Below are 26,038 nucleotides of genomic sequence, written 5' to 3'. Positions count from 1 at the left end.
TTCTATACCTCAGCTTTTTTAAAAGTGCTTGCATAATTATCAGACAGGAAGATACAAATGAACGCATGTCCCTTGTCCTTTTTGTGAATCATATTCAACTCTTCCCTGGTGGGCTTTTACGATATCAAAGCAAATGGGTAATCCCATTCCAATTCCGCTTTCTTTCGTTGTGAAAAAGAGCTTGCCTAATTGGCTGACCTCTTCTTCTGTCATCCCCTCTCCATTATCCTGAATAGAGATGTGGACCTCTTCAGTTTCCTCTAGTAAAGCCGAATCTACTACAACTTCTCCACCATCCGGCATCGCTTCCAACGCATTCTTAATGAAATTGATCAAGACCTGTTTAATTTTGGATGGATCAATCTGAGTTTTAAGGTTGAATTGAGATGGATGAAACGTAATCGAGCTGTTTTGCAAACGTGTGTTACTTTTCATCAATTCAACCGTGTTGGTTAGAAGTTTATTTACATCACAGGTTTCACGCTGAATATCTGTTGGTTTCCCTAAGATCACGAACTGATTGACCAAACTTGCCATTCTTTCCAATTCGTCATTTATAATTTCAAGATATTTATTTTGTTGGTTATTTTCTTGCAGTAATTGAGTTAACCCCATAATCGAAGTGAGTGGGTTTCGAATTTCATGTGCTAGCCCCGTTCCCAACTTCCCTATTGCAGATAGTTTTTCAGATTCAACCACTTGTTTTTGAAGTTCATGGTATTGGGTCATATCCCGAAATTGGGCAAAAGCTCCAATGATTTGACCTTCACTATATAGAGGGAACACATCTAAATGACACTCTTTCGATGGTCCATCTATCACTTCCAAAGTGATCTCTTGATTCTCGACCTTTTGTCCATGCTCTAAGACTTGATTTATGTAGACTTGAATTTCTTTAACTTGACCGATCCCTTTATCATCTATAGATTCTTTAGAAACCTCTGTTATTTCTTCTGCGGCAGTATTATACTCCAAGACATCTCCATGGTTATCGGTCATCACGATACCTAATGGAGTAGAATTAATTAATACCTGATTTAATAATTGAAGTTGTTGGTTTTGCTTCTGTAATTGTAGCTCTCTCTCAATAGAATCAACCGCAGACGAAAGAAGCCCAAGGTGAAACTGACTGGCGTAGTCAATTAGTGTCATCGTCGAGACCGTTCCTCCAAGTCCTCCCTCATCTGAATAGGTGAAAGGAGCTGAATAACAAGCAACGCCTGATAACGTTTGCTGGTAATGGTCAGTTCCTTTTAAAGCAATAGGTTCTTCATGTCTCAAAGCTAGAGTTACCGAATTGGTTCCAACTTCTTCTTCTATAAACCGAACTCCCACTCTAAGATCAATAGCATCGACCATTTCTTTTATACTCGGATCTCCATATATATCAAGCACGCAGCCTTCATGATCTGTTATAATTACAAGCGTTGGCGTCCCATCCATATAATAGATTAGCTTTTGCATAAAGTGCTTAACGACATCTAAAACACTTGAGAAGATTTCTTTTTTCTGCTCTAGCTCTTCCTGAGTATGTTTCATTTTCAATTTTGGTGTAGCTTCTGGGTCTAACCCATACAGTTCTGAACAATTTCTTTTAGAATTTTCTATGTAGGTTTCAAAACTACTCATTCTTCACGCCCCTAGCAACCAGCTGTGAAAATTGACCATTCGTCGTCACTGGAGAAATATTTATATAAGCGTTAATTATTGATGCTATATTGCAGCTTTTGATAAAGGATAATCTTCTTATCTAACTCTTCGCTCAGTTTAAGAATTTCTCCACTAGAGTATTGTTGCTTCTCTTTACCTATATCATATAATCTCATCTGTAATTGTTTGATTTCACTCTCTAAGCTCTTCAATTCCACATAAAGACCTCACATTTTTAACTGACTTATATTTATATTGTACTAAAAAAAGGAAGGGAAAAGAATAGGGCATCGATAGATATTACTAGATATGATAGAAAAAAGGCGCCTGCCCCCTAGTACGTTCGATACTGCACCGGGGGTCAGCCACTCTTCTAAGGAGGGTTATCACTTTATGTGTTACGTTGATTCTAAGCTTACACTTTATTCATGAAAGTCTAACCCTGATTTTACTTCTTTCACATAACCTGCGCGAATGACATAGTCACCGAAATGTTCATTTTCTTCTCGGTGTTTGGCATACTCAAACAATAACGTGTTTAAGATTTCTAAAATTTCTTCTTCTCCAATGGTTTCTCGGTAAAGTTTGTTTAATCGATCACCTTTAAATCCTCCCCCAAGATACATATTATACTTTCCTGGAGCCTTACCAATGAAAGCTATTTCAGCTAATGCAGGTCGAGAGCATCCATTTGGGCAACCTGACATACGTATCGTTATTTCTTCATTAGACAGACCAGCTTTATCAAGAATATCGTCGATTTTATCTACAAGGGAAGGAAGATAACGTTCAGCCTCTGCCATAGCTAGACCACAAGTCGGCATAGATACACAGGCCATTGAATTTTGACGTAAACTTGAATTATGCTTTCCATCGGTAAGCCCATACTGATCAACGAGTTCCTGAATAGCACCTTTCATTTCTTCAGTTACGTTAGCAATAACCAAGTTTTGATTAGGAGTCAATCTGAAATCGCCTGTATGAACTTTAGCTATCTCACGTAAGCCTGTCATCATAGAAACTTCCTCTGAATCAAAGATACGTCCATTTTGAATAAATAGAGTGAGGTGCCATTTATCCTCTCCTTTTATCCACCCATAACGATCACCATTATGGTCAAAGGAATAAGGGCGTGCCTCTTCAAGCGCCCATCCTAATCTAGTATTCAACTCTTCTTTTAACCACTCGATTCCATTTCTATCGATTGTATATTTAAAACGGGCATTTTTCCGCTCAGAACGATTTCCATAGTCTCTTTGTATCGTTACGATTTTCTCTGCGACATCAACAATATTTTCTGCTGAACAAAATCCAATGACACGAGCTAATTGAGGATAGGTATTTGGATCTCCATGGGTCATTCCCATTCCCCCACCAACCGCAACATTGAAACCTTTTAATTCCCCATCTTCTATGATGGCAATAAAGCCTAGGTCCTGCGAATAGACATCTACATCGTTAGAAGGTGGGACAGCTACACCTATTTTAAATTTACGTGGTAAATAATACGTACCATAAATCGGTTCCACTTCTTCAGGTTCTCGACTATCGACTACTTTTTCTTCATCAAGCCAAATTTCATGATAGGCCTTGGTCCTCGGAGTTAGGTGGTCACTCACCTGTTGTGCCCATTCTTGTACTTCTGAATGTATATGGGATTGGTATGGGTTTGGATTACTCATTACATTTCGGTTCACATCACCACATGCCGCTATGGAATCCATTAATGCTTGATCGATCGATTGAATCGTATTTTTCATATTCCACTTTAAAATCCCATGTAGTTGAAACGCTTGCCGTGTCGTTAACTTCATTGTTTTATTTCCGTAAGTGTTTGCTAGCTCATCCATAACGAGCCATTGTTCTGGAGTAGCAACACCACCAGCTGCGCGAATGCGTATCATGAATTGATACGCAGGCTCAAGCTTCTTTTTCTTGCGTTCATTTCGCACATCGCGGTCATCTTGCATGTAGCTACCATGGAATTTCATGATTTTTGTATCTTCTACAGGTATACTAGCCGTGATCGGGTCTTGAATACTATCTAACAGAGTACCTCGTAAAAAGTTACTATTTTCCTTAATCCCTTCCATCTCGCTTGGAGGGCCACCATGATAGGGGAATTGATGTTTCGCCATCTCCGAACTCTCCTTTATCATTCATTAATAAACGTCTCTTTGATATCGTTTCGTTTTTCGTAATTCAGAAAGAAATTCCTCAGCTTCTTCTGACGTCATGTTTCCTTCTTGTTCAAAAATCGTTAGTAACGCAGCATGAACATCTTTCGCCATGTACTTTTCATCCCCACATACATATACATGAGCACCATTTATAATCCACTGATACAGTTCATCGCTCTTTTCTAGCATGCGATGCTGCACATATACTTTTTCTGTATTATCGCGAGAAAAAGCAACATCCATCTTTGTTAAATTGCCTTCCTTAAGCATTCTTTGCCATTCAACTTGATACAGAAAATCTGAAGTAAAATATTGTTCTCCGAAAAACAGCCAGGACTTTCCCGTTGCTTCTATATCTTCACGTTCTTGCAAGAATGCTCGATATGGGGCTATTCCTGTGCCTGCTCCAATCATGATAATAGGAGTATCAGGATTTTCAGGTAGCTTAAAGTTAGGATTACGTTGTACGAAAATCGGGAGTGTATCTCCTATTTCTGTCCTTTCGGCACATTGTACTGAGCAGACCCCGGAACGATCACGACCGTTAGCGTTATAGCGTAAGGCCCCTATAGTCAGATGAACTTCGTCTGGGTTTGCCCTTGAGCTACTCGCAATCGAATAGAGTCGATACGGAATTTTTCGTAGAATTCCAGTGAATTCTTGTGCTGACACTTGAAATGGTCCAAAATCACGAACCAAGTCAATTAAATCTCTTCCATGAATATAAGATTTAAGCTCTTCTTGATCCCCATTTATAAGTTGCGTAAGTTTTTCATTATTCGTAAATTGTGTCACCTTTTCAAGTAATGGCTTGGTTACATTTGTGATTTCAAAATAAGAGGTAAGAGCTTCACGAAGAGGTCTATACTCCCCTTGTTTGTTGACTGCTACATTCTCTTGAGGATCCCATTGCATCTCTTCAATCAATGTATCTACCAAACTTGAATCGTTTTCAGGGAAAACACCTAGACTATCTCCTGGTTCATAATCCAAATTCGACCCTTCTAAATCTAATTCAATGTGACGGGTTTCTTTGTTTGAACCACGCCCATTAAGGTCTATATTTTCCAGAATTTCCGCTTCAAAAGGGTTGCTCTTTGAAAACTCTGTTTGAAGTGCAGCCTGTTCTTGAAGGTCTCCAGTTGAGTCTGTATTACTTTGTTGTCCTGACTTTTGTTCATTTAATTGATTGATAACACCTGTGAACCATTCATCTGCAGGCTCTTCATAATCCACATCACAATCAATTCTAGGATGAATGCGTTCAGCACCTAATTCTTCTAGCCGCTTATCAAAATCTTTACCTGTTTGGCAGAAGAATTCATAAGAACTGTCACCTAAAGCTAGAATGGAAAATCGAACACCGTCTAGTTTAGGAGCACGCTTACTAAACAGAAACTCATAGAAAGACATCGCATTGTCGGGCGGGTCCCCATCACCGTGAGTGCTTGTTAATATAAGCAAATCTTGTACTTTTTTTATGGCTTTTGGTTTAAAATCATCTAAGGAAGAAAGCGTAACATCGAAATCTTGTTGTTTAAGTTTCTGAGATAGATTTTCAGCAAGCTCCTGACAATTCCCCGTATGAGATCCATATAGAATGGTAACCTCACGTGTGTTTATAGGAGCGGCTATATCAGTAGTACTTTCTGGTGAGGCTTCCTTTTCAACAGTAGCTGTAGCAGTTGAGGAAGGGGCCGCCAAATATCCGCTTAACCAGATTTTTTGACTCTCAGTAAGAGTTGATAATAGACGATTTAAAAGTTCTGCTTGTTCTTCATTAAATGGGCTGTTCATAACCTGGAACTGCAATACGTTCACCTCCGTAAAATCAGCAAAAGTAATTTGTGTTATTTATGTTTTTGACGATAGTAATAATCCAATTCCACCACCATAGCCCCCATTTTTTGGGTTTCAGGCTGAAGGACTTGCGCAATTCCTTGTTTTTCTAGCTCTTTTGCTGTCACTTTCCCAACAGCTACGGCTAATACCTGATCATTAAATGAGTGGACAAGTTGAAGATCTACTTGATTTTCAAATAAATTTTGAACTTGTGTTTTACTCGTAAATAGGACAGCATCAATAGATTGCTTGATGATTTCTTGGTTTAAGTCCCTTGTTACTTGTTCATTTGGACGTTTAAAGGCATACGGCTGTGAAAGATATACCGTAAATCCTAGAGCTTCTAAAGCATCCTTCCATTCTGCATCATCCTGATTATAGGCTTGAAGAAATAATCGATTATAAGACTCAGGTGATTTCCTACTTTGTAAATCATGAAGTAAGGTTTCCATTGTACCGTCTTCAGTAATGATCGTAGGGGCTAATTCTTTTTCCTTAAGCCAGCTCATCGTTTTACTGCCTCTAACCGCAATATTCGTTTGCTTCAACTTCTCCAAGAAGGTGTCATGTAAATCGTTATTTGATGCCGCTTGAGTGAGTGTTTTCGCACCAATACCTGTAGTCAAAACAACCCACTCAAATGGTTGCTCGATTAAATCTCTTACATTCTGAAAACTTGTTTGTTCATTGAGTTCCATTTCACCTTGTATTGGGTAATGAATGGCTTCCCCACCCTTCTTTTCAACGAGAGTAGAAATAGCATCTGCTTTTCGACTAGCAGCTACGGCAATACGTTTATTATTCAGCCCCTTCATCCTTTGGCTCTCCTTCCAGTGTAAGCTCCAACCAATCTTTAAATTTGTCTTGTTCTGCCTTATCAAAATAAACTTCACTTAAAACTGTAGAAAGAATGTCGTTTTGTTTTTCTTTTGAAATAGAAGCATGCTTAACCCGTTGCCGGCATTCATACAAAAAATCTACATACTCCTCGTATCTTTTATCATATTGTTTTTCTAAATCTTTTTTTATTTTGGTAGATAACTTGGGACTCGCACCGTTGGTAGATATCGCAATGGTCAATTTTCCGCGTGATATATAATTGGCAAATTGAACGTTTCCTCTCTCTGCATTGCTAGCAACATTAACGAAAGGAACCTGATTTGCTGAATGAAGTACTTGCTCGTTTACTTCAGGATCATTTGTAGCAATGACGACCATATAGGAGCTTTGTACATCCTCTGGTTCAAACGTTTTCGGTTTCCACTTCACTTCAGATCGTTGCCACATATCTTTTAATGGATTTGATAGATCAGGACTTACAATGGTTACTCGAGCTTCGCTTTTATATAATAGCTTTGCCCTTTTATAAGCTACATTTCCACCACCAATAATGACGGCGTCTTTCCCTTTTAAATCAACCATTATAGGGATAGTACTCAACATAACCGCCACCTTTTTTGGTGCTAACATCAGAAGAATCCTCAGCTGTGTTTTTTAAAACTTCATTCACCCTATCAGATAGGGCTCGAACCATATTGGGATGATTGTTTAAATAATCACAGAGTAGGATATCCTCATTATTTTCTCTAAGATCGTTTATTTTTTTCTGCATTGAACCAATTAACTTACCGGTAAACCAAAGGTAAGGGACGACAATCGATTGGGCTCCTTGTTTCGTTCGTGTAGTTGATAAACCTTCCTCAAAAGTTGGGGAAGCCGCAGCTAGATAGGAAACCTCTATTTCAGCTCCGTTCAGTTTCTGTTTTAGCTTTTGAGCGATGGTTTCAATATCACGTTTTGTTTCTGGATAGCGACTCCCTCTTCCAACGAGCAAAATATCTATATTCGTTTTAGGTTGAGTCCGAACTTCTTCTATCCGCTCGACTAGTACGTCTATAATTCGATCTTGAACACCCAGTGGCTTTGCATACCTAAAGATAACGTTAGGATATTGATTCTTTAATCCTTCAACTTCGTGGGGGAGATCTTTAAAATAATGACCTGCACTTAACAACAACACAGGGACAATGGTTATGGAAGTAGACCCCTGTTGGACCAATCGTTCAATTCCTTGCTGAACAGTGGGGTCAGTAAGTTCTAAGAAACAGATTTCCCATAAAGAAGTACCTACATGTTGATGGGCTGCACGGATGCAAGAAATCGCTTCATTTGTTGCTTCCTTTACCCGACTTCCATGACTGACATATAATACTCCCTGCATCTCTTACACACTCCTTTATCCCACCACTTGTTAAACGGGAATTTTCTCTTCTTCATTTCCGTTTAGTTGTTCAAACCATTGTATAGATTCTCTAAATCGAACAACTTCTCCAATTACGATCATTGAGGGATTTTGAATATCTCTTGCCTTGTTTGTGATATTTATTAAGGTCCCTGTCACTGTCTTTTGTTCTTTTGTTGTTCCAGCATGGACAAGCGCAATAGGGGTATGAGGATCTCGACCAAAGCGAATCAGTCGATCACAAATTTCCGGTAGCTTTTTCACACCCATATAAATACAAATGGTATCCATACTTTTTACGACATGCTTCCAATACTCTTCTCCATCTTTATCGAGCTTACTTACCCCTGAAATAAAAGCAACTGATGAACTATAATTTCGGTGGGTAACAGGAATACCTGCATAGGCAGGTGCGGCTATTCCAGAGGAGATGCCAGGAACGATTTCAAAAGGAATATTCTTTTTGGCTAACTCTTCTGCTTCTTCTCCACCTCGACCAAACACAAATGGGTCTCCTCCCTTTAATCGAGTAACGGTTTTTCCTTGTAATGCAAACTTACATAGAAATCCGTTAATGGTTGACTGTGTCATAGAATGATTATCTGGAGCTTTGCCACAATAAATGAATTCTGTTTCAGGACCGGCTTCGTGCAGTAATTCTTCATTTACGAGACGATCGTAAAGAATGACATCTGAATGTTGAATAGCCTTCAAACCTTTTACGGTAATCAACTCACTATCGCCTGGCCCTGCACCTACAATGTACACTTTTGTCATTCGCTTCCTCTCCCTTCTTACATTCTGCTCATGAAAGTTCTTCAGCTTATCGATGTCTAGCTCCAGCGCCAAGCTATACGTTTCTACCCGGGCGCTTGCGCTTTTCTTAATTACCAGGCGTATGAAGGCCACACTCTGTTTTGTTCAATCCTTTCCATCTCCCTGAACGGTTATCTCCCTCAGCTTTAAATGTGCAAGGAATGCAACCTATACTTGGATAGTCTTGATCATGCAATTCGTTGTAATCCAAGTTGTTTACTCGGATATAATCCCATACGTTTTCCCATGTCCAGTGAATTAGTGGACATACCTTAATAGACTGAAATCGATCATCCTTATTAACAAAATTGGTATTAGCACGACTTGGAGACTGTTCTCTCCTCAATCCTGACAGCCAAGCTGTGGCACCATCAAGTGCATCTTCTAGTGGTTTGATCTTTCGTATATAGCAGCATTGGTCAGGGTTTCTATTCCAAAGAGCCGATCCATATTGCTCAGACTGTTCCTCTAAAGTGAGTTCAGGCTTCTTCATCTCAATATCAAGCTCTGGATACCTATCTTTCACTTTATTTATAAGGTCGTAAGTTTCTTGAAAATGGATACCTGTATCTAAGAATACGACTTTTGCATCTTTCTTTATTTTAGATATTAAGTCAATCAATACAATACCTTCAGCACCGAAACTGCAGGCATACACAAGGGATGAACCATACGTATTATACGCCCATTCTAGTACCTGTGCGGCACCTTTCGTTTCATCCTCAGGTTGAAATTCTTCAAATGGATCACCTGTAAAATTCTCATATAACAATAAATTATTTTTCATGGTTGCCTCCCTACAAAATGATATAGTTGGCCATGAAACTGTAGCCTGACCTCCTCCACTAAATGGAAAGTGCTCCAATACGATGCAAATGATCCATCACTTGCTGAACAGATTCTTCTAATGATTGCTTATCCGTTTCTACTATAATTTCCGGTTCATTTGGCTCTTCATAAGGAGCATCCACTCCAGTAAATCCTTTTATCTCACCTGAACGAGCTTTTTTATAAAGGCCTTTAGGGTCTCGATTTTCCGCTTCTTCCAGTGAACACTTGGTATACACTTCAATAAATTCCCCTTCATTAAATAAAGCGCGTACGTGATCACGGTCCTCTCTATAAGGTGAAATAAATGCGGTTAATGTAATTAATCCAGCATCATTCATCAGTTTAGCTACTTCTCCAATACGGCGAATGTTTTCTGTTCGATCTTCTGGACTAAAACCTAAATTTTTATTTAATCCATGTCTTACGTTATCTCCGTCTAATCGGTAGGCATGAACACCTCTTTTGTGCAAAGCTTTTTCCACTTCAACGGAAAGGGTTGATTTCCCAGATCCAGATAATCCAGTAAACCAGAGCACTGGGCTTTGATGATGATTTAAAGTTTGCCGGTCTTCTTTCGAAACTACTGAGTCATGCCATGTTATATTGGTAGATTTCATTGACCTTGCCTCCTATGCAAATTGATAGTAAACGATGCCGACGGTGATAACCATGGCGATAATCGTTAATGGTAAACCAGTTAGAGTGTAATCTTTGAATTTATATCCTCCAGGACCATATACAATTAGGTTAGTCTGATAACCTATTGGGGATAAAAAGCTAGCTGAAGCAGCCATAGCAACCATCATTGCCATTCCTATTGGCTCAATATTTGCGTCCTTTGCAACTTCGTATGCAATTGGAAACATAATTACAGCTGCTGCATTATTGGTAATCAATTCAGTAAATACATTCGTTAAAATGTAAATGGCAAGAAGAATAGCTAATGTACCTAAAGGTTCTAATTGACTAATGAATTGATTGGCAATCCACTTTGCCGTTCCAGTCTCGATAATCACGTTTCCTATCCCTATTGCACTCGCAATAAGTAACAGGACCTGAAACTGTAGGGCAGATTTAGCTTCTTTAATCGTAATCATGTTGGTGATTAGGAAAAGACCTACTGTTAGGGCCATGGCTTTGAAGATCGATAATACTTGAAGTGTGACAAGTAAAATCATGACTCCTAGAATCGCTAACGCACACCAACCTTTTGTTTCATTTTCATGGAATGGTTGGCTATCCATATGCGAAGTGACGTAAAAGTCATGCTGTTCATTGCTTTTTTTCTCAAACTCTTCTCCTGCTATTAATAACAAAACATCTCCAGCCTTTGGGGCTATATCTCCGACTTTTCCTTGTACTCGTTCATTATTTCGATGAACAGCAATAACAGCTGCATCATATACGTTTCGAAATCGATTCGCTTTAATAGTTTTACCCATTAAAGTAGATTGGTGAGAGATGACGATTTCCTGTAGTTTTGTTTTACCGTTTTTCAGATCATCCAACGTTAAGTCTGTACCTGTATCGAATTGCAATCCTTTTCGTTTTTGCAAATCAGCCATTGTAGTCATTTTTCCTGTGAAAATGAGTCGGTCTCCCTCCTGTAAAACAGTCTTTCGTGTTACAGGAGATATCTTTTCTGCTCCCCTTATAATTTCGATCAAATATATCCCCTCAAGATTACGTAAACCAGCCTCTTCAACAGAGTGATTTATGTAGGGAAAGTCACTTAAAACGATTAGCTCACTTAAATAGTCTTTTGTATTTTCGTCCATTCTAGCTTTTAAACTAGGGTGATTCGGTAATCGTTTAGGAGAAAAAAATATTAAATACAGTAAACCTACAAGTGTGACAGGCACACCAACAAGGGCTAATTGGAAAAAGGATAGACCCGACGTATTAAAGTCTAATAGTAAGCCATGAATAACGAGATTTGTTGAAGTTCCCATAAGTGTGACCGTTCCACCCATAATTGCAGCATAGGATAAAGGAATTAAAAATTTAGATGGAGATAAGTTATGCTTAGTAGCCCAATTTTGAATTATAGGCGTTAACGTAACGACTATGGGTGTATTGTTTAAGAACGCTGATACACCTGAAACAGGAACAACAATTCGAGCTAATGCACTTGTACTAGTATTGGATTTTTCTAAAAACCTTTTCATATATCTCTCGATCAAACCACTATTTTCAAACACCTTAGCGACAATGAACAACAACGCAATGGTCAGCATTCCTGGATTAGAGAATCCAGCTAATCCTTGCTCTGGTGATACAAACCCCATCAGAATAAATACAAAGAGAGTTCCTACTACAATTAAATCAGGACGGGTAATCTCAAAGAGTAACCCGATTAACATAAGTAAAACAGTAACCATTACGATAATCATTTCAGAGGTCATAGCGGAACATCCTTTTTAGTCTTCCTGCATCCCTTTGATTAAAACATCTGCTACTTCTGGTCGAGAAAATTCTTTAGGTGGACGTTCCCCATTTTTTAACAACTCACGTACTTTGGTACCACTTAAATGGACATGATGCTCCTTGTCATGAGGGCAGGTTTTAGACGTCGCCATGTTTTCACATGTTTCACAATAAAAGGCATGCTCAAATTTAAAAATTGTAATGCCTAACTCTTCTTCATACTGTGAAATTAATTTCTGAGCATCATAAGTGCCGTAGTAATCACCAACTCCTGCATGATCACGACCTACAATAAAGTGAGTACATCCATAATTTTTTCTTACAATTGCATGGAGGATGGCCTCTCTAGGTCCCGCATAACGCATAGCAGCTGGATAAATCACTAGACGCGTTCTGTCTTCCGGGTAATAAAGCTTAAGTATAGTTTGATAGCTTTCCATACGAACATCCGCTGGGATATCTCCGGATTTTGTTTCCCCAACAAGAGGGTTTAATAGTAATCCATCTACTGATTCAAGGGCTGTTTTTTGAATATATTCATGAGCGCGATGGACTGGATTACGCGTCTGGAATCCAACAACAGTTTCCCATCCTAAATCAGCGAACAATTGACGTGTCTCGGCTGGATCTAAGTAAAAATCCTGAAACTCTCCATGATTTGGACGGTTTAATAAGGTGATTGGTCCCCCAAAATATACATTTCCTTTCTCATACACCTTTTGAACTCCTGCATGTTCTTTATCTGTTGTTCCATAAACATTTAGCGCTTCTAGTTCCTGATCATAGGTGTATTTATCTTTAATAATCATGGTTCCATAGATAACATGATCTTCCCCAACCAGAGCGATCTCGTCCCCAACTTGATATTTCTCAGCGTGTGCTTCCGAAACGGGAAGAGTGATAGGAATGCTCCAAATCTCCCCATTTTCTAATCTCATATTATGGACAACATTTTCATAATCTTGTTGGGTCATAAAACCTTCAAGAGGACTAAAGCCGCCAATCCCAATTAATTCTAAGTCAGAAATCGTCCAAGCTGAAATGGATAGTGTTTTTAATGACTTAGCCTCTTCCAATGCTTTTTGTCTCTCATTACCTTTTAGTTCTCGATTTACAAGATGAGTTCCATGAACGTTCGTTGTCATCCCTCATCCTCCTCCATAAAAAAATTTAAAACTTAATACCCGTATGTTCATGAGAAATATATTCATTTCAACTCTAAAACGCTAAACCGCTAATTCCTATAGATTTAGTTGGTATTAATTTAACATTATAAATCCTTCACTTTATAAATGTGAAGAGTTTTTTTAAAATTTTTGTTATTGAGCCAATTTCCCTAAAAAAATGCCTTATCCCCAGTACGTGAATGCGCTACTGCACTGAGGGTAAGGCACCTTCTAATACCGACTACCTAAATAAGAGAATATATCCTGACTATAGAAATGCCACTCACTAGAATCATAATGTAAGGAATAGTTATAGCCAACCAATACAAGAACACCAATGTAATCAATCGAAAAACGGAGCGGCTATGTGGTCTTCGATACCTTCCCGAAGAAATGCGGTTCCTGCGACAGTCCGATATCACATTCATATCTTATATAAATATGGTAATTTATCACTAGTAATGTTAACTTATAATAAAGACAGTTAACATTACATAGTAAGGAGATACTTCTATGACTCAACATTTTAGATATTTATCTACCAAAGACCTTGAGAGTCAAATTGAAAAGCTTAGGTATGATATGGTTACACTTGGCTTAACCTTAGGGGTAAGTAATCCCAAGACTATCGAAATAAGCAAGCAATTGGATAAGTACCTAACTGAATATCAAAATCGCTCTGTGTCTAACCCTCCCACTACTATTAGAAATAATCATTATTCCGAGATTACTTGATGAAAAACAAGTCAGAATAAAAAGTAGGTCACTTTCATCTTTAAGAAGAAAGTAACCTACTTACATTACAAGGGAGCGTGATCTAACTAATGATTGCATAGACTTCAAGGTCAGTAGCGTTATATTTTTCTTTAACTATATGTTTACATACAAAAAAGACACGTTATTACATCAACGCGTCCTAAATTTAGTGAAGTTATAAACTATTATATTAAGACAAGCTACTTTTTTATAAAAACTAATTTTATAAAACCATTCTCATCTCAATTTCTCCATCTTTTTCTTCAACCTTATGAAATCCTGCTTTTTCATATACACGAATGGCTGGCTTGTTTTTCGAATCAACAACTAGTTTTATGTGGTCAAGGGTTTTATCGTAATATTGCATTCCGAACTCAATCCCTTGATTAACATATGTCGTGCCTAAGCCTTTTCCTATTAATTCAGGTTTTAATGCTAAACCGATTTCCATAATGCTGTCTTTAATGTTGAATTCAAATAAGCCAACAGCCTCATGATCATGTAAAGCAACAAATCCTTCAAAACCACCTGGCCCTATTAACTCTCCTGTCTTTTTAAAAGACTCAAAATAAGGAGTCATCATGACTTGTTCAATAAATCCCTCATAATTCCATGAGTCTATTTCTTTCACATATTCTATATTTATTGGTACAAATTTAAAATTCATCTCTTCAACGCCTCCTTGAGTCATCATTCTCACAATCTTTTGCTTCATTATCATACTTTATTTACACTACTTTTATAGGCAGAATGGTTTCCAGCTCACTCAAATCATCAATCACCATATCTGCTTGAGCGAGTTCATTCTCTCGAGCAAAATCAAAATTGCACCCTATGGAGACAAGTCCATTATCTTTTGCTGCTTTAACATCCGAAAGTCGGTCTCCTACAACGGCTGCATGCGTAACTTGATAGTTTTCTAGAATACGCTTAACCAGCTCTGATTTATGTAATGATTCGATTTGTTGAATACTGAACGTTTCGGTCACCCATTGATCTAGTTTATAGTAGCTCACTATTGCTTCTAGATATTCCTTTAACCCATTACTTGCTATGTAAATAGAATAACCATTCTTTACTAAGTAACTAAAAACTTCTTTAACGTTAGGGTAAAGGGCACCTTTGCCACGTTTTATATTTTCAATTAATCTCTCAAGAAAATAAGCATCTGTTTGTTCCCATACTTCAATAGAATGATTCGGTAACAATGCTTCCCATACTTTTGGCAGTGGGACACCCATAATTTCTCGATATTTTTCTATCGGCGTTTCTGTACCCCATAGGTTTTGTGATCGTAAGTGATTAAACGTATCTTCAAGTGATAATTCTAGTATTTTATCTGTTTGAAATAGTGTTCCATCCATATCAAAGATGATGGCTTGAGGCATTCAGTTCTCTCCCTTTTCAAGATAGTGACTACTTTCCAAAGTTTAGCAGAGAAAGCACGAGTATTTAACTATTCCTGATTAATTTTAAAAATAAAAGACGCAACCATCCCGATTTACGTCCTTCTCCCCCCTATATTATTCCTCTTTCACTTTTAATTCTTGATAGAATTTATTTACGATTGGATACAAATCAGGTTTTGTATGATAGTAATGGTCATTAACCTGGGTTAAACCAAATTGAAATGTTCTTTCCTCTCCTTCAAATAGAGTAATAGCGTAATTAAAACCATCTCGCTGCTCCTGGTTTTCATCAGGTATAAACTCTACATTCTTGATTTGATCTAGCAATTCTTCAATTTGGTTCTCGCTCTTCACGGTCTTCTTATACCCCGTATTTCCATCGGCAATGACAATTTTACTGACGTCACTCAAATTTCCCTCATAAAACTCTGAGAATGACTTTTGTTCCAAACCACACCCAGTCAGCGCAGCAAACATGAAGAGGAAGTATATCACGAATAATGATTTGTGCATGAACATGACCTCCATTTACATCATTTGTCGTATAAAATTTGAGAAAGTTTCAAATGGTTTAATCCCGTTTCACACACAGCCCCCGAAACACAGCCCACCTATCACCTGATTAGTTTAATAACTCATAAACCTCCATACCCATCCAAAAACTCAATAGAACCCAAATGAAAATAACTAGCGATCCCACTACCCAATTTCTCGGCTTACTATTTGTCATCATTTCGTCTACTTTTTCTTCACATTCAACGATGACTTCTCGAGGTATCAGCTTAAACGCAAGCATGATCCCTAACGGAACAATAATGATATCATCAATATACCCCAATATCGGTATGAAGTCAGGTATTAAATCTACCGGACTAAACGCATATGCAACAACAGTAGCTGCAAATAATTTAGCATGCCAAGGAACTCTTTGATCTTTATAAGCTAAGTAAAGTACATAGATTTGTTGTTTTAATTGTTTTGCCCATGCTTTTATTTTGTTCATAACTTCTCCTAATCTTTATTTCTAAAATTTATTCCATTATTCTTTAGGAACAACTTCTACGACTATATTCCCTTTAACTTCATCATTAATATAAACCAAGACATTCCAAATTCCTGATGACTGAAACGTTAAATTAGATGGCATATTCACTTCATCTTTATTGATCTGAGCACCTTCATAAAACTCTCCTCTAAATAACGTTACTAATTCGTTTGAGCCTTCTTTATACCCCAATACTTTTACAGGTGTGTTCTTGATGTCTTCTTCACCCCAGTAAAACCAGAAAACCTTTTGCCCTTTCTTTGCTATAATTGGAAAGCTGCTCGTAATGCCAAAACCTTCTTTCTTTCCGATAACCTCATAACTTATACTCTCGCCATTGCTATCTTCTGTTTGATATTCATATTTAGGTGTTAGATTCCATTCATCATTTTGATCCCCTATTTCAATTGATGAACCTTCATATTTGAACTCTTTTGCTTTTGTTTCTTCAGGTTCACTTTCCGTTTCACAACCCAATAGAAGTAAAAATATATAAAAAACATTAGTTATGGAAACTATAAACCTTTTCAAATACATCACTCCTCTTTTTTTAAAGAGCTTAATTTAAGGCCAATTTATTTGTAATTCCTTCAGAAACTGGGTGTACTCTTTTGCAAACTGATTTGGATTCTCGACCTCTCTATAGCCTCCAAATGCATCTAAATACCCTGAAAATGTCTCCCAAGCTTTTAAGATCCTTTTTAAATCATCTTTTCGATCAGCCTCAAATGGCTTTAATTCTGGGTCTGCATATGTAATAAACATAGCAATGACCTGATTATGTCTATATTGATAGTATTCGTCATAAACCTTCTTATCGATTTCATCTTTATGTAAATGAAAAAGAGCCTGTAAATTATGCTCTGTACTTTCCCATAAAGGGGCAAGTTGAGCGAAATTTTCTTTAGATGGTTGATTTATTGTCCTTTGAAGCGCATCACGCAATGCTTCTGGTTGCAATGCATAATTGTAAATATCATCTTCTACAGCATCGATAACTTCTTGCTTCTCGTTAATTTGAACTCGCAAATCGAAGTAGACAAATAAACAAATAACTACTATTCCGATTGCGCAAATCCAATAAAGCTTTTGTTTCATCCTGATCCCCCAACACAAAAGACACGTTTTTGCTCAACGTGCCTGGCCCTAATTTTATACCAATTATTTCAAAATAACACACTTGCTGCAATCACATTTTTTCGGAAAAACCATTGGACATATAGATGAGAAAGCATTGACTTTAATGTAAACTAGTACCGAAGGAGTTGAATACTGTGATACTAAAATTAACACCAGAGCACAAAACCGAATTAAAAACACTAGTCGAACAAGATCTTATACATAACCTACAATTTATCGAGTATTACCCTTTTCTATACAACCATGATCCTCGTTTTGGCTTTTATGGATTTTTTGAAGACCAAGAACTTGTGGGAGCTCTCTATTTTAGCCCTTTTAATATGGGAATCTCTGTACAGGACGGCATTGATCCTACTGTATTTAAAGAAAAACTTTCGACTCTCCCCTCTAAATTCTTATATGGGAAGAAAAACATACTTACAAGCGTATCTCCATTACCTAATCGAAAAGATCATCCTTATAGCTACGGAAAACTCCCTATTGGAAAGCTAGCAGACGATGTTCCTCAAAAAGTCGTGCAAGCAACCCAACATGATTTCTCTTCTTTGCTTGAGTTCTACGAAGGCAAAAATATTCAATTGGAAATGAAAGAGTTACTCCCGCATTTAATTGAGAGAGGTTTAGTCTTTATTGTAAAAGATGGACAAAAAGTGATATCAAGCGCATTAGCTCATTCTACGACACAGGACTTCTGTTTAATTGGAGCCGTCTACACTGATCCAGAATACCAAGGCCAACGCCTAGCATATTCCAGTGTATTAGCGCTTACCCAACATCTACATTCTCAAGGCATAACCCCATATTTGTTCTTTGAAGACCACCTACCTCATCTCCACCGCTTTTACGGTAAATTTGGTTTTGTAAAGGAAGCAGATTACTTAATGCTTCATGAATAAAAGAAGCCAGCTCCTTCATGTCTAGGAGTTGGCTTTTCTTTACTGTACTTAAAACATGCATATCAATAAGTCCATACCTTTAACACACACTCCATGTATCTAAGTCATGCATGATGGAAAGAATAAAAGACGCTAGTTAACTGATACTTTGAGGTGTATGTATGTATTTACTTATGGTCGTTCTCGTTTGGATTATCTTCGCTTGTATTTTTTTAGATAAATTGACCATTCAACAAACCTATTCCACTGTACAATACTTTGTGATATTCAACCTTGTGTACAATTTCCTATATTACAACCATACATTATGGGAATACCAAGCTATTACGACTCCCATATTAAACCATACATTTATTGAACTCACATTTACTTTTATCATTCTTCCTATTGGTATTATGCTTTATTTAAAATACTTTCCGGATAATAAAATCCATCAAGCATTATACTTATGTTGTTGGGTTCTTTTTTACACATTTATTGAATTCCTTTTTTATAAAATGGGGATGTTCCGATATGACAATGGATGGGGAACCCTTCAAACTCTCTGGTTTAATGTCCTCATGTTTTCAATGATTAGGCTTCATTACCTTAAGCCTTTTTTAACCTTTATGATTTCCATACCCATTACCATCATTTTAATTCAGTTTTTTCCTATTCCTTTAGAAAAATTAAAATAAGGTTGATTCTATGAACACTTTATTATTCCTAATCCTTCTCCATAGCACCTATTTTGGAATGGGACTCTATTTATGGTGGCGGAGAAAACAATAAATAATCTCTGTTACTGAAATGTAAGACCTAACCTTAATACAAATGATTTTATTGTTTGTTGTTTCGAAACAAAGTATCTCTATAACAGTTTAGTTAGATGATTAAAAAGAGTTTGGAGATGTAGAATACGTTTTGAGCCAAGATATGTTTTAGCAGAATGAGAAGTTACATGAACAGTTAGTAGAATTACAACATTCATGGATTTCATTTTGGAGAGAATATACCTTAAATACCCCACATTGGTGGATTGGCATAGCCTTAGTTATCTTACCCTAGATTTGGTGGATTCGTTGGAGTGAAAAGAAAAGTAGGAATAGGCTTCTTTATTCTGGTTTCTTTATGATTATCATTTCTTCATTCTTGGATATAGTAGGGGTTCGTTTAGGTTTGTGGTATTACAATTATGAGATTATACCGTTATCTCCCGCATTTCTACCATGGGATTTCACAGTAATTCCAGTTAGTGTAATGGCACTAATTGAATATAAGCACCATTTTTCACCTGTATTAAAGGCACTAATTTTTGCATTTCTCTCTTCATTTATAGGAGAAACCATATTTGAATACTTTGATTATTATGTGAAAGGTCCATTGGAGTGCTTTCTATTCTTTTCCTATTTACTTTATTATCTTCCTGATTGCAATTTGGATTAGTCGAAGGGAAAATTTTAATCTGGTATGATCTATCGAAGTTGTAAAAAATCGTGGTTTTATAGGAGTAAAACAAAGGTTGGAAAGTACCTGTGTGATTTGTAATGAATATCGTTTCTTAACTTATAGCCCCTAGCCATTCTTCAAATCAGGTACTTTCCAATTTCATGTCATATTAATAAACTCGTGCTCCTTTTTATTTCTTGAATCTTCTTACTTTAGATTGTGATTTTTTCGTTTTTTCTTTTCCACCTTGAACAGAAGTGTTGATTTGTTTCACCTCTTGGCTAGATGCAAAATCTCTTTCGAAAAGTTCACGAGCTTTGATAAACATGTTCATTTTATAACCCTCCTTAAAATTTTGTTAATAAGATTCCCCTTGTATTTGAGAGCAAAACTAAGGAATTTGGATTCTAAACTAGATATCCTCCTCTATTTGTTACTCACGAATATCTGAGGACTTATTTTGAAATATACCACGTTTGAATGGATGTTTACACTACTTTTCAAGAATTTGTATAAAAAAGTTTGTAAAATATATGCTGTATAAAATAGCTTTTCTACATAAATTTTTTATATAAATCATTCATTATTTTCACCTCAACCACCTTTCTCCTTGAGAACCGCCACAATAGGATTTTTCCTTTATACAATCTATTAAATAAAGCAGACTTCTTTGTAAATAATAAGAGTGAAGAAAATATGAGGAGGATTTGTATGAAACAAAACAAACAATCTAAAGAAAACTCTATGATGAAGCCTGGGTTCGCTGGAACTGATGCACAAAAGGTAAAACAAGAAATAAAAAAAGATGAAAGCGAAGGTCGAGGGGCAATGACCGCTCGAGAAGCAGGATCCATGAGGGATTAGAACGACTCTGAGTGGTTTACTTATGTAAAAAAGCACAACCATTACTGACATGGTTGTGCCTTTTACTTTATTACATTATTCCTTTGAAAAAAGCTAGATACTGTAGTTATGAAATAAAATGGTCATCCTTAACCTCAGTTATAAACACTGTCACATGTTCCAGGTTGCGGTTCGTAGTAACAATGGTTTTTATATGGACCAGTAAAAAGTTGACCATACCAGGTTGGAGGACATTCACCTTCTGGATTGAAATACCAAAGAGCATATTTAGCTGGGTGGTCTCTCCAAAAATTTAGCGTTTTTCTGGCTAATCTTTTCTCAGTAGACCTTGCTCTGTTATAAAATAAGTTTCCCTTTTGAACAGCTTCAAAAGAATAATTCCCGCCTTGAACTTGAAATATGACGTCTCTAATTGTTCGTAGACCTTCAAAGTCTAAACAATCCGCTTTCGAACGATTAACAATCACATTTCCTACATACAACATTCCTTGTTTCCCTTCAGCTACAGCTTCTGCTCTCATCATCCTTGCCACTAAGGCAACATCTTTACTTGTGTATTTTACTCTTGGCATATTTTCACCCCAAAAGTATTGTATGAAAGAAGGCTTGGTTATTGTCATTATTATTTATAAATTAAGCCTGTTTCGTTTTTAAAGCAACACTGATTAGATACTTTTGAGTTCAAAAAATGATTGAGATTTGACTTTGAGTTAACTCGAAGTAGTATGGTTTCTATATAAGTAAATAAAGCCTTACCAATGTATGATAAAAAATGAGGTGTAAAAGGATGGATTATCGGATCGGAGAGGTAGCGAAAGCAATAAGTGTGAGCGAGCATACGTTGAGATATTATTAATTTTTCAACCCTAAAGAAAGGACATACATATTTCTAAGATTTTAAGTTAACCTACTATACGACAATTTTGCAGTAAGCAAATATCTTGAATTGAAGATATGTATCAAGTAAGATGCCAATCTAAGGTTAAATTAAGAAAGGATGTTTAGAATGAAACACAATAACCTATTCTCTAATACAAAAATTAAAGATAAAACCTTTAATAACCGATATGTTGTTGCACCCATGACAAGAATTAGTGCAGATCAAGATGGTCGTGCAAATGAAACCATGCAAAAATATTATGAGCGATACGCCAAAGGTGGATTTAGTGCCATAATTTCAGAAGGAATTTATATAGACGAAAGTTACAGTCAAGGCTATGACGATCAACCTGGACTTGCGAAAGATGAGCATGTACAGGCATGGAAACCAGTAGTAGACGCTGTTCATAGCCATGATTCTTTAATGATTGCACAACTTATGCACGCAGGTGGTCAGAGTCAAGGAAATGCTTATACAGATGAAACGATATCCTCTTCTGATATCCCTCCAAAGGGTGAACAATTAGGTTTCTATGGTGGCTCGGGTCCATTCCAAACACCTAAAGCAATGACTGAACAAGATATTGAGCTAGTAAAAGATGCATTCGTTCAAAGTGCCACCCGCGCTAAAGAAGCTGGATTTGATGGTGTTGAGATCCATGGAGCAAATGGGTATTTATTGGATCAATTCTTAACTGATTATTTGAACCATCGTGAAGACCAATATGGTGGCTCTAAAGAAAACCGACTTCGAATTGTACTAGAAATTATCGAAAGCATTCGAAAAGCAGTTGGACCTGATTTTATGGTAGGAATTCGTATATCTCAAATCAAAGTTGCTGATCCCGACCATAAATGGGCTGAAGGAGAAAACGAGGCTGAATATATCTTCTCTCAATTAGGCAAAAGTGCTTTAGACTATATTCATATTACAGATGGAGATGCAACGAATTCTGCGTTCGGAGAGAACACAAGAACGTTAGCTCAGGCTGCTAAAGATTTTGGAAAACTTCCTGTTATCGCAAACGGTAAATTAGGTGACCCTGAAAAAGCGGAAAAATTATTAGAAGAACATCAAGCTGATTTAGTATCCTTGGGTACAAGCGCCTTAGCCAATCCGGACTTACCAAATAAGGTGCGTAAAGGCATGGATCTAAATGAATTTGATTTTGAAAAAATTCTACTCCCTCAAGCAAAAGTAAAAGATCTTGAACTACAAATGGACATCGTTCAATAACAGCACTTTAAAATAGTAAAAAAGCTACTCCCATATATTTGGGTGTAGCTTTTTTAAGGAGGTATCTGATCGTGACACATATTAACAATCCAATGAGTATTGGAGATTTAATGATTTCAAATCGCCTTATTATGGCCCCAATGCAACAAAATCACGGGTCTGCAGAAGCCTATGCAACTGATTATCATATCAATCATTACACAAAGCGAGCAGGGTCAATCGGTTTAATCATTATTGAATCTACTGCCGTCTCCAAAAATGGCCGACTATATCCAGATGACATTGGGATCTTTACTGATAAACATACAGAACCACTTAAAAGAATTGTTGATTCAGTCCATGAAGAAAAAACCCCTATTTTCATTCAACTTTCTCATGGGGGGAGAAAATCACATCCTAAGGTGACAGAAAAGATGGTCGCACCAAGTCCTATTCCTTTCGATGATCGGTATGGTACTCCTAATGAAATAACAATTCCTGAAATCAAAGAAATCATAGCAGATTATCGAAATGCTGCTAGAAGAAATGTAGAGGCAGGGTTTGATGGTATTGAGCTTCACGCAGCACATGGTTATCTGTTACATCAGTTCTTATCTCCACTTTCCAATCAGCGTAGCGATCATTACGGAGGTTCTGTAGAAAAGCGTTCTAATATTGTACTTGAAATACTAGAAGCAATTCGTAGTGAAGTAGGGTACCAATTCCCTTTACAAATCCGAGTATCCGCTAGTGACTTTACAGAAGATGGGTTACGCTCCACAGAGGTTGCCAAGATCCTTAAGATTCTTGAACAGTACTTAGATGCAGTTCACGTTTCAGCTGGAGGCTTACTCCCTATCAAACCACTGGCAACTCCAGAAGGGTACCAAGTTCCTTTTGCTGCAATTATTAAGCAATATGTAAACATTCCAATAATTACAGTAGGTAAAATCGATAATGCAAAAATAGCAAATTATATTTTAACCGAGGAACTCGCTGATTTCATCAGTATTGGGAGACCATTACTAAATGATGCTGAATTCGCTAAAAAATTGTTATTAGGAGATGAATAAAGTACTGACTTTTATTCTATATGTAAAGTTGTATAAGTCTTTATTAAATGTATCAAAGTAATTAATTGTCAAAACACACACGATTGTAATCGTGTGTGCTCTTTTAGTTGAATTGAAATGAAAGTATTTATAATACTATTCTACAGTGCTCTTCACCTAATTTTCTTATGGTTTAATTACTGAACCGTCTGGTTTTCCAATAACAAACTCTTGCAAAGTATATGAGGTAATAACATCACCGTTTAATTCTGTTATTGAAACTTTTACATCTCCGTCATTAACCATCTTTTCTAAATCATCTTGGCTAACTTCTTTTTTCAACATTAACGTGTTACCCGTACACAATGTATCTCCCTCTGGTGGCAAGTTCGTAATTTTTTCCTTGCCTGCATTCGTAATATAACGACTATCAAGCTCTAATGCACTAGAACTCTCATCTACTATAGAATGTAATTTGTCTTTTATTTCAAAAGTGACTAAAAACGGGTCAATAGAAGCCTTACCCTTTTGGTTATTTTCAATGCAGACCTGAGTTGCTAATGCGTTGAAGTTTTCAGGAACTTCTTCAGGATATATCACCTTACTTTCATTTCTGAGAATAGTTAACCTTTCTTTATCAACCGTGTGATTGCTGCATCCAAATACTAAAATTGTAGTTATTAAAAGTATTAAGGTAAGAACATTAACTTTCAATATTAAACTTCCCTTCAAACTATGATGATTAGTCACACTTTAACATAATTTACCAATAGAATTAGGGAATTAATTCTAGGTGTTTTCTTTATAAAAAAAGACCCAAATTCTTATTAAAGAATTGCGACCTCGTATGAAGATTTTATTTCGAGATAACTACTAATACGATCTTCAACTTTAGCCCTCTCTATTTTGTTAGTACGCAATAGCTATGGCTTCTTGATTGCCAGAACGTCTTACAGTTTGAAGCATGAGATGAGCAACATCCGCTCGGGAAATATTCTTTCCTTTTTGTATTAGTCCATTTACTTGAGTTCGATAACTTTTTGATACAGGACCATTGGTAAGTGTATATGGTTGAATTATTGTCCAATCAACATCACTACTTCTAATCACTCTTTCCATCTCAGCCATATCACTATATATATTCTTTAAAAATAAAGGTCTAATTATTTTTCGATATATAAAAGGAAAGCTTGGATCATCCTCAACACCAGCCGATGAAACACAAACCAGTCGGTTCACACCAAGTTTTGAGGCACTATTTATAATGTTTTGTGTTCCCTTCGAAAAGGTAACAGTCGGTTTTGTTGACCTTCCCACACCTAAAGCTGATAAGATTACATCTTGTTCTGCAATAACTGATTCAACATCACTTATATTCATCACATCCCCTTTGACAACTTTTAAGTTATCGTGAGAGATTGTTTGTTTTGAAGGATCTCTAACAAGTACCTTTACATCATGCCCCTCTGACAATGCGATATTTGTCAATTGAATACCCAATGCACCTGTACTTCCGAAAATAGCTATTTTCATTCCCTACATTCCTCCTCTATCAATTAATCTGCTTTTATGTGGTTTCACTCTTTTTCTTTTTTAGACTATAAGGATGAGTAAGCTTAATAAGGCAATTCGTTACCTTCAGTATCCAAATAAACAAAATCGGTTTGTCCCAATAAATCAGAATCTACACCATGAAATAAAAATGCATTCATATATTTATTATCTATTGTTATCATTTGTGCATCATGATTTCCAAATCTCACTTTATCTACTTCTTTTTTTGCAAACCCGACAATGTAATCATCCTTACCTGAAGCCATTCCCGAATTATTGTTATCAATATTTCCGACACCGATTATTTCTTTAAATCTCCAACCATATTCATTCTTATTTATCCGTCCTACCCCTAAATAGTTATTACGAGTTTCGCCTACGGCTGAGTGGAAGAAAACATACGCAACATTCTCATAGAATTTTGTATCAATAATTTTCAAAACATCAAGTTTTGGATTTTTAACATTACTTAGGGCTACTTCTGGCGTTGAATATGAATGATTCTTTTTACTATGCTCTATATAAACAAAAACATATGCCAACGTTATTACAACAACAATACCAAATATTATTTTTTTCATCGTTTCATCCTTTACAGTTTATAACGATTCTTGCAATGAGAACTTCAAACCTTTTCAAACAATC

31 protein-coding genes are annotated in these 26,038 nt (G+C 36.7%); 8 read left to right on the top strand and 23 right to left on the bottom strand.

Annotated elements, in window-relative coordinates:
- Positions 1–39 precede the first annotated feature (39 nt).
- From GS400_RS06050 to sat, 12 genes are all read right to left on the bottom strand, one after another.
- Entirely contained in the window at positions 40–1,629 is a 1,590-nt protein-coding gene (locus GS400_RS06050) for an ATP-binding protein (RefSeq protein WP_160099965.1), read from the bottom strand.
- A 71-nt stretch (positions 1,630–1,700) separates the two neighbouring features.
- Positions 1,701–1,868, bottom strand: a complete 168-nt coding sequence (locus tag GS400_RS06045) for a Spo0E family sporulation regulatory protein-aspartic acid phosphatase (RefSeq protein ID WP_160099963.1) — start codon at positions 1,866–1,868, stop codon at positions 1,701–1,703.
- 204 nt (positions 1,869–2,072) lie between these two features.
- Positions 2,073–3,788 (bottom strand): assimilatory sulfite reductase (NADPH) hemoprotein subunit, encoded by a 1,716-nt coding sequence (gene cysI / locus GS400_RS06040; RefSeq protein ID WP_160099961.1) that lies wholly within the window; start codon positions 3,786–3,788, stop codon positions 2,073–2,075.
- Between the two features lie 24 nt (positions 3,789–3,812).
- Complete coding sequence (locus GS400_RS06035; RefSeq protein WP_160099959.1) at positions 3,813–5,642, bottom strand: assimilatory sulfite reductase (NADPH) flavoprotein subunit; 1,830 nt, start codon at positions 5,640–5,642, stop codon at positions 3,813–3,815.
- A 38-nt stretch (positions 5,643–5,680) separates the two neighbouring features.
- The gene (locus GS400_RS06030; RefSeq protein ID WP_160099957.1) at positions 5,681–6,487 is read right to left on the bottom strand and encodes a uroporphyrinogen-III synthase; all 807 of its coding nucleotides are present in this window, start codon (positions 6,485–6,487) and stop codon (positions 5,681–5,683) included.
- A complete protein-coding gene (locus tag GS400_RS06025) occupies positions 6,471–7,094 on the bottom strand; it encodes an NAD(P)-binding protein (RefSeq protein ID WP_160099955.1) in 624 nt (207 codons plus the stop codon). The genes GS400_RS06030 and GS400_RS06025 overlap by 17 nt, the downstream gene beginning before the upstream one ends.
- Positions 7,087–7,893, bottom strand: a complete 807-nt coding sequence (locus GS400_RS06020; RefSeq protein WP_160099953.1) for a sirohydrochlorin chelatase — start codon at positions 7,891–7,893, stop codon at positions 7,087–7,089. Before GS400_RS06020 ends, GS400_RS06025 begins: the two co-directional genes overlap by 8 nt.
- 30 nt (positions 7,894–7,923) lie before the next feature.
- Positions 7,924–8,691 carry a uroporphyrinogen-III C-methyltransferase gene (cobA, locus tag GS400_RS06015; protein WP_160099951.1) on the bottom strand — a complete coding sequence of 256 codons (768 nt, stop codon included), beginning with the start codon at positions 8,689–8,691 and terminating at the stop codon, positions 7,924–7,926.
- Between the two features lie 106 nt (positions 8,692–8,797).
- Positions 8,798–9,517 (bottom strand): phosphoadenylyl-sulfate reductase, encoded by a 720-nt coding sequence (locus tag GS400_RS06010; RefSeq protein ID WP_160099949.1) that lies wholly within the window; start codon positions 9,515–9,517, stop codon positions 8,798–8,800.
- A 58-nt stretch (positions 9,518–9,575) separates the two neighbouring features.
- Positions 9,576–10,178, bottom strand: coding sequence for an adenylyl-sulfate kinase (cysC, locus tag GS400_RS06005; protein WP_160099947.1), 603 nt, complete (start codon positions 10,176–10,178; stop codon positions 9,576–9,578).
- 12 nt (positions 10,179–10,190) lie between these two features.
- Positions 10,191–11,966 carry an SLC13 family permease gene (locus GS400_RS06000; RefSeq protein ID WP_160099945.1) on the bottom strand — a complete coding sequence of 592 codons (1,776 nt, stop codon included), beginning with the start codon at positions 11,964–11,966 and terminating at the stop codon, positions 10,191–10,193.
- 15 nt (positions 11,967–11,981) lie between these two features.
- Positions 11,982–13,133, bottom strand: coding sequence for a sulfate adenylyltransferase (gene sat / locus GS400_RS05995; RefSeq protein ID WP_160099943.1), 1,152 nt, complete (start codon positions 13,131–13,133; stop codon positions 11,982–11,984).
- Positions 13,134–13,667: 534 nt separating this feature from the next.
- Between sat and GS400_RS20435 the strand changes: the two genes are divergently transcribed.
- The gene (locus GS400_RS20435) at positions 13,668–13,889 is read left to right on the top strand and encodes an aspartyl-phosphate phosphatase Spo0E family protein (protein ID WP_160099941.1); all 222 of its coding nucleotides are present in this window, start codon (positions 13,668–13,670) and stop codon (positions 13,887–13,889) included.
- A 244-nt stretch (positions 13,890–14,133) separates the two neighbouring features.
- On the opposite strand, the gene GS400_RS05985 is transcribed toward GS400_RS20435, so the two are convergent.
- From GS400_RS05985 to GS400_RS05960, 6 genes are all read right to left on the bottom strand, one after another.
- Complete coding sequence (locus tag GS400_RS05985) at positions 14,134–14,577, bottom strand: GNAT family N-acetyltransferase (protein WP_160099939.1); 444 nt, start codon at positions 14,575–14,577, stop codon at positions 14,134–14,136.
- A gap of 61 nt (positions 14,578–14,638) precedes the next feature.
- Complete coding sequence (locus tag GS400_RS05980; protein ID WP_160099937.1) at positions 14,639–15,298, bottom strand: HAD hydrolase-like protein; 660 nt, start codon at positions 15,296–15,298, stop codon at positions 14,639–14,641.
- A gap of 135 nt (positions 15,299–15,433) precedes the next feature.
- On the bottom strand, positions 15,434–15,832 hold the full coding sequence (locus GS400_RS05975) for a hypothetical protein (protein WP_236561165.1): 399 nt from the start codon (positions 15,830–15,832) through the stop codon (positions 15,434–15,436).
- 109 nt (positions 15,833–15,941) lie between these two features.
- Positions 15,942–16,322, bottom strand: a complete 381-nt coding sequence (locus GS400_RS05970; RefSeq protein WP_160099933.1) for a YkvA family protein — start codon at positions 16,320–16,322, stop codon at positions 15,942–15,944.
- Positions 16,323–16,358: 36 nt separating this feature from the next.
- Positions 16,359–16,895: a DUF4871 domain-containing protein gene (locus tag GS400_RS05965; protein WP_160099931.1), complete on the bottom strand. Its 537-nt coding sequence runs from the start codon at positions 16,893–16,895 to the stop codon at positions 16,359–16,361.
- Between the two features lie 33 nt (positions 16,896–16,928).
- The gene (locus GS400_RS05960) at positions 16,929–17,462 is read right to left on the bottom strand and encodes a hypothetical protein (RefSeq protein WP_160099929.1); all 534 of its coding nucleotides are present in this window, start codon (positions 17,460–17,462) and stop codon (positions 16,929–16,931) included.
- Between the two features lie 176 nt (positions 17,463–17,638).
- Here GS400_RS05960 and GS400_RS05955 point away from each other — a divergent pair, with 176 nt between their 5' ends.
- From GS400_RS05955 to GS400_RS05950, 3 genes are all read left to right on the top strand, one after another.
- Positions 17,639–18,400 (top strand): GNAT family N-acetyltransferase, encoded by a 762-nt coding sequence (locus GS400_RS05955; RefSeq protein WP_160099927.1) that lies wholly within the window; start codon positions 17,639–17,641, stop codon positions 18,398–18,400.
- Positions 18,401–18,561: 161 nt separating this feature from the next.
- Positions 18,562–19,077, top strand: coding sequence for a CBO0543 family protein (locus tag GS400_RS20375; protein ID WP_370519755.1), 516 nt, complete (start codon positions 18,562–18,564; stop codon positions 19,075–19,077).
- 370 nt (positions 19,078–19,447) lie between these two features.
- Positions 19,448–19,825, top strand: coding sequence for a CBO0543 family protein (locus tag GS400_RS05950; protein WP_370519794.1), 378 nt, complete (start codon positions 19,448–19,450; stop codon positions 19,823–19,825).
- A 193-nt stretch (positions 19,826–20,018) separates the two neighbouring features.
- Here the strand turns inward: GS400_RS05950 and GS400_RS05945 are convergent, their stop codons facing one another.
- The gene (locus tag GS400_RS05945) at positions 20,019–20,162 is read right to left on the bottom strand and encodes a hypothetical protein (protein ID WP_160099923.1); all 144 of its coding nucleotides are present in this window, start codon (positions 20,160–20,162) and stop codon (positions 20,019–20,021) included.
- Between the two features lie 377 nt (positions 20,163–20,539).
- On the opposite strand from GS400_RS05945, the gene GS400_RS20025 reads away from it, so the two are divergent.
- On the top strand, positions 20,540–20,692 hold the full coding sequence (locus GS400_RS20025; RefSeq protein ID WP_201450138.1) for a hypothetical protein: 153 nt from the start codon (positions 20,540–20,542) through the stop codon (positions 20,690–20,692).
- Between the two features lie 134 nt (positions 20,693–20,826).
- On the opposite strand, the gene GS400_RS05940 is transcribed toward GS400_RS20025, so the two are convergent.
- Positions 20,827–21,264 (bottom strand): cell wall hydrolase, encoded by a 438-nt coding sequence (locus GS400_RS05940; protein WP_160099921.1) that lies wholly within the window; start codon positions 21,262–21,264, stop codon positions 20,827–20,829.
- Positions 21,265–21,464: 200 nt separating this feature from the next.
- Between GS400_RS05940 and GS400_RS20430 the strand changes: the two genes are divergently transcribed.
- The 3 genes from GS400_RS20430 to GS400_RS05925 all read left to right on the top strand — a co-directional run bounded on the left by GS400_RS20430 (position 21,465) and on the right by GS400_RS05925 (position 23,860).
- Entirely contained in the window at positions 21,465–21,548 is an 84-nt protein-coding gene (locus tag GS400_RS20430) for a MerR family transcriptional regulator (RefSeq protein WP_160104526.1), read from the top strand.
- Positions 21,549–21,698: 150 nt separating this feature from the next.
- Positions 21,699–22,808 carry an oxidoreductase gene (locus GS400_RS05930; RefSeq protein ID WP_160099919.1) on the top strand — a complete coding sequence of 370 codons (1,110 nt, stop codon included), beginning with the start codon at positions 21,699–21,701 and terminating at the stop codon, positions 22,806–22,808.
- A gap of 71 nt (positions 22,809–22,879) precedes the next feature.
- Positions 22,880–23,860: an oxidoreductase gene (locus GS400_RS05925; RefSeq protein WP_370519754.1), complete on the top strand. Its 981-nt coding sequence runs from the start codon at positions 22,880–22,882 to the stop codon at positions 23,858–23,860.
- Between the two features lie 165 nt (positions 23,861–24,025).
- On the opposite strand, the gene GS400_RS05920 is transcribed toward GS400_RS05925, so the two are convergent.
- From GS400_RS05920 to GS400_RS05910, 3 genes are all read right to left on the bottom strand, one after another.
- Entirely contained in the window at positions 24,026–24,553 is a 528-nt protein-coding gene (locus GS400_RS05920; protein ID WP_160099917.1) for a hypothetical protein, read from the bottom strand.
- A gap of 195 nt (positions 24,554–24,748) precedes the next feature.
- Complete coding sequence (locus GS400_RS05915) at positions 24,749–25,372, bottom strand: NAD(P)-dependent oxidoreductase (protein ID WP_160099915.1); 624 nt, start codon at positions 25,370–25,372, stop codon at positions 24,749–24,751.
- Positions 25,373–25,455: 83 nt separating this feature from the next.
- Positions 25,456–25,974: a hypothetical protein gene (locus GS400_RS05910; RefSeq protein WP_160099913.1), complete on the bottom strand. Its 519-nt coding sequence runs from the start codon at positions 25,972–25,974 to the stop codon at positions 25,456–25,458.
- Positions 25,975–26,038: the final 64 nt, after the last annotated feature.

This window comes from Pontibacillus sp. HMF3514, from assembly GCF_009858175.1.
Classification (GTDB): domain Bacteria; phylum Bacillota; class Bacilli; order Bacillales; family BH030062; genus Pontibacillus.
Note: the sequence above shows the minus strand (reverse complement) of the source record. Positions and strands in the feature narration are given on the sequence as shown.

Excerpts from the sequence above, each read along its gene's own strand:
- GS400_RS05930 (WP_160099919.1), top strand. The coding sequence starts at position 21,699 with ATGAAACACAATAACCTATTCTCTAATACAAAAATTAAAGATAAAACC.
- GS400_RS05980 (WP_160099937.1), bottom strand. The coding sequence starts at position 15,298 with ATGCCTCAAGCCATCATCTTTGATATGGATGGAACACTATTTCAAACA.
- GS400_RS06020 (WP_160099953.1), bottom strand. The coding sequence starts at position 7,893 with ATGCAGGGAGTATTATATGTCAGTCATGGAAGTCGGGTAAAGGAAGCA.
- GS400_RS05970 (WP_160099933.1), bottom strand. The coding sequence starts at position 16,322 with ATGAACAAAATAAAAGCATGGGCAAAACAATTAAAACAACAAATCTAT.
- cysC (WP_160099947.1), bottom strand. The coding sequence starts at position 10,178 with ATGAAATCTACCAATATAACATGGCATGACTCAGTAGTTTCGAAAGAA.
- cysI (WP_160099961.1), bottom strand. The coding sequence starts at position 3,788 with ATGGCGAAACATCAATTCCCCTATCATGGTGGCCCTCCAAGCGAGATG.
- GS400_RS06000 (WP_160099945.1), bottom strand. The coding sequence starts at position 11,966 with ATGACCTCTGAAATGATTATCGTAATGGTTACTGTTTTACTTATGTTA.
- GS400_RS06010 (WP_160099949.1), bottom strand. The coding sequence starts at position 9,517 with ATGAAAAATAATTTATTGTTATATGAGAATTTTACAGGTGATCCATTT.
- GS400_RS05975 (WP_236561165.1), bottom strand. The coding sequence starts at position 15,832 with ATGCACAAATCATTATTCGTGATATACTTCCTCTTCATGTTTGCTGCG.
- GS400_RS05910 (WP_160099913.1), bottom strand. The coding sequence starts at position 25,974 with ATGAAAAAAATAATATTTGGTATTGTTGTTGTAATAACGTTGGCATAT.
- GS400_RS06030 (WP_160099957.1), bottom strand. The coding sequence starts at position 6,487 with ATGAAGGGGCTGAATAATAAACGTATTGCCGTAGCTGCTAGTCGAAAA.
- GS400_RS20375 (WP_370519755.1), top strand. The coding sequence starts at position 18,562 with ATGTATTTACTTATGGTCGTTCTCGTTTGGATTATCTTCGCTTGTATT.
- GS400_RS20025 (WP_201450138.1), top strand. The coding sequence starts at position 20,540 with ATGAAACAAAACAAACAATCTAAAGAAAACTCTATGATGAAGCCTGGG.
- sat (WP_160099943.1), bottom strand. The coding sequence starts at position 13,133 with ATGACAACGAACGTTCATGGAACTCATCTTGTAAATCGAGAACTAAAA.
- GS400_RS06025 (WP_160099955.1), bottom strand. The coding sequence starts at position 7,094 with ATGGTTGATTTAAAAGGGAAAGACGCCGTCATTATTGGTGGTGGAAAT.
- GS400_RS05985 (WP_160099939.1), bottom strand. The coding sequence starts at position 14,577 with ATGAATTTTAAATTTGTACCAATAAATATAGAATATGTGAAAGAAATA.
- GS400_RS05960 (WP_160099929.1), bottom strand. The coding sequence starts at position 17,462 with ATGAAACAAAAGCTTTATTGGATTTGCGCAATCGGAATAGTAGTTATT.
- GS400_RS05945 (WP_160099923.1), bottom strand. The coding sequence starts at position 20,162 with ATGAACATGTTTATCAAAGCTCGTGAACTTTTCGAAAGAGATTTTGCA.
- GS400_RS20435 (WP_160099941.1), top strand. The coding sequence starts at position 13,668 with ATGACTCAACATTTTAGATATTTATCTACCAAAGACCTTGAGAGTCAA.
- GS400_RS06050 (WP_160099965.1), bottom strand. The coding sequence starts at position 1,629 with ATGAGTAGTTTTGAAACCTACATAGAAAATTCTAAAAGAAATTGTTCA.
- GS400_RS20430 (WP_160104526.1), top strand. The coding sequence starts at position 21,465 with ATGAGGTGTAAAAGGATGGATTATCGGATCGGAGAGGTAGCGAAAGCA.
- cobA (WP_160099951.1), bottom strand. The coding sequence starts at position 8,691 with ATGACAAAAGTGTACATTGTAGGTGCAGGGCCAGGCGATAGTGAGTTG.
- GS400_RS05915 (WP_160099915.1), bottom strand. The coding sequence starts at position 25,372 with ATGAAAATAGCTATTTTCGGAAGTACAGGTGCATTGGGTATTCAATTG.
- GS400_RS05940 (WP_160099921.1), bottom strand. The coding sequence starts at position 21,264 with ATGCCAAGAGTAAAATACACAAGTAAAGATGTTGCCTTAGTGGCAAGG.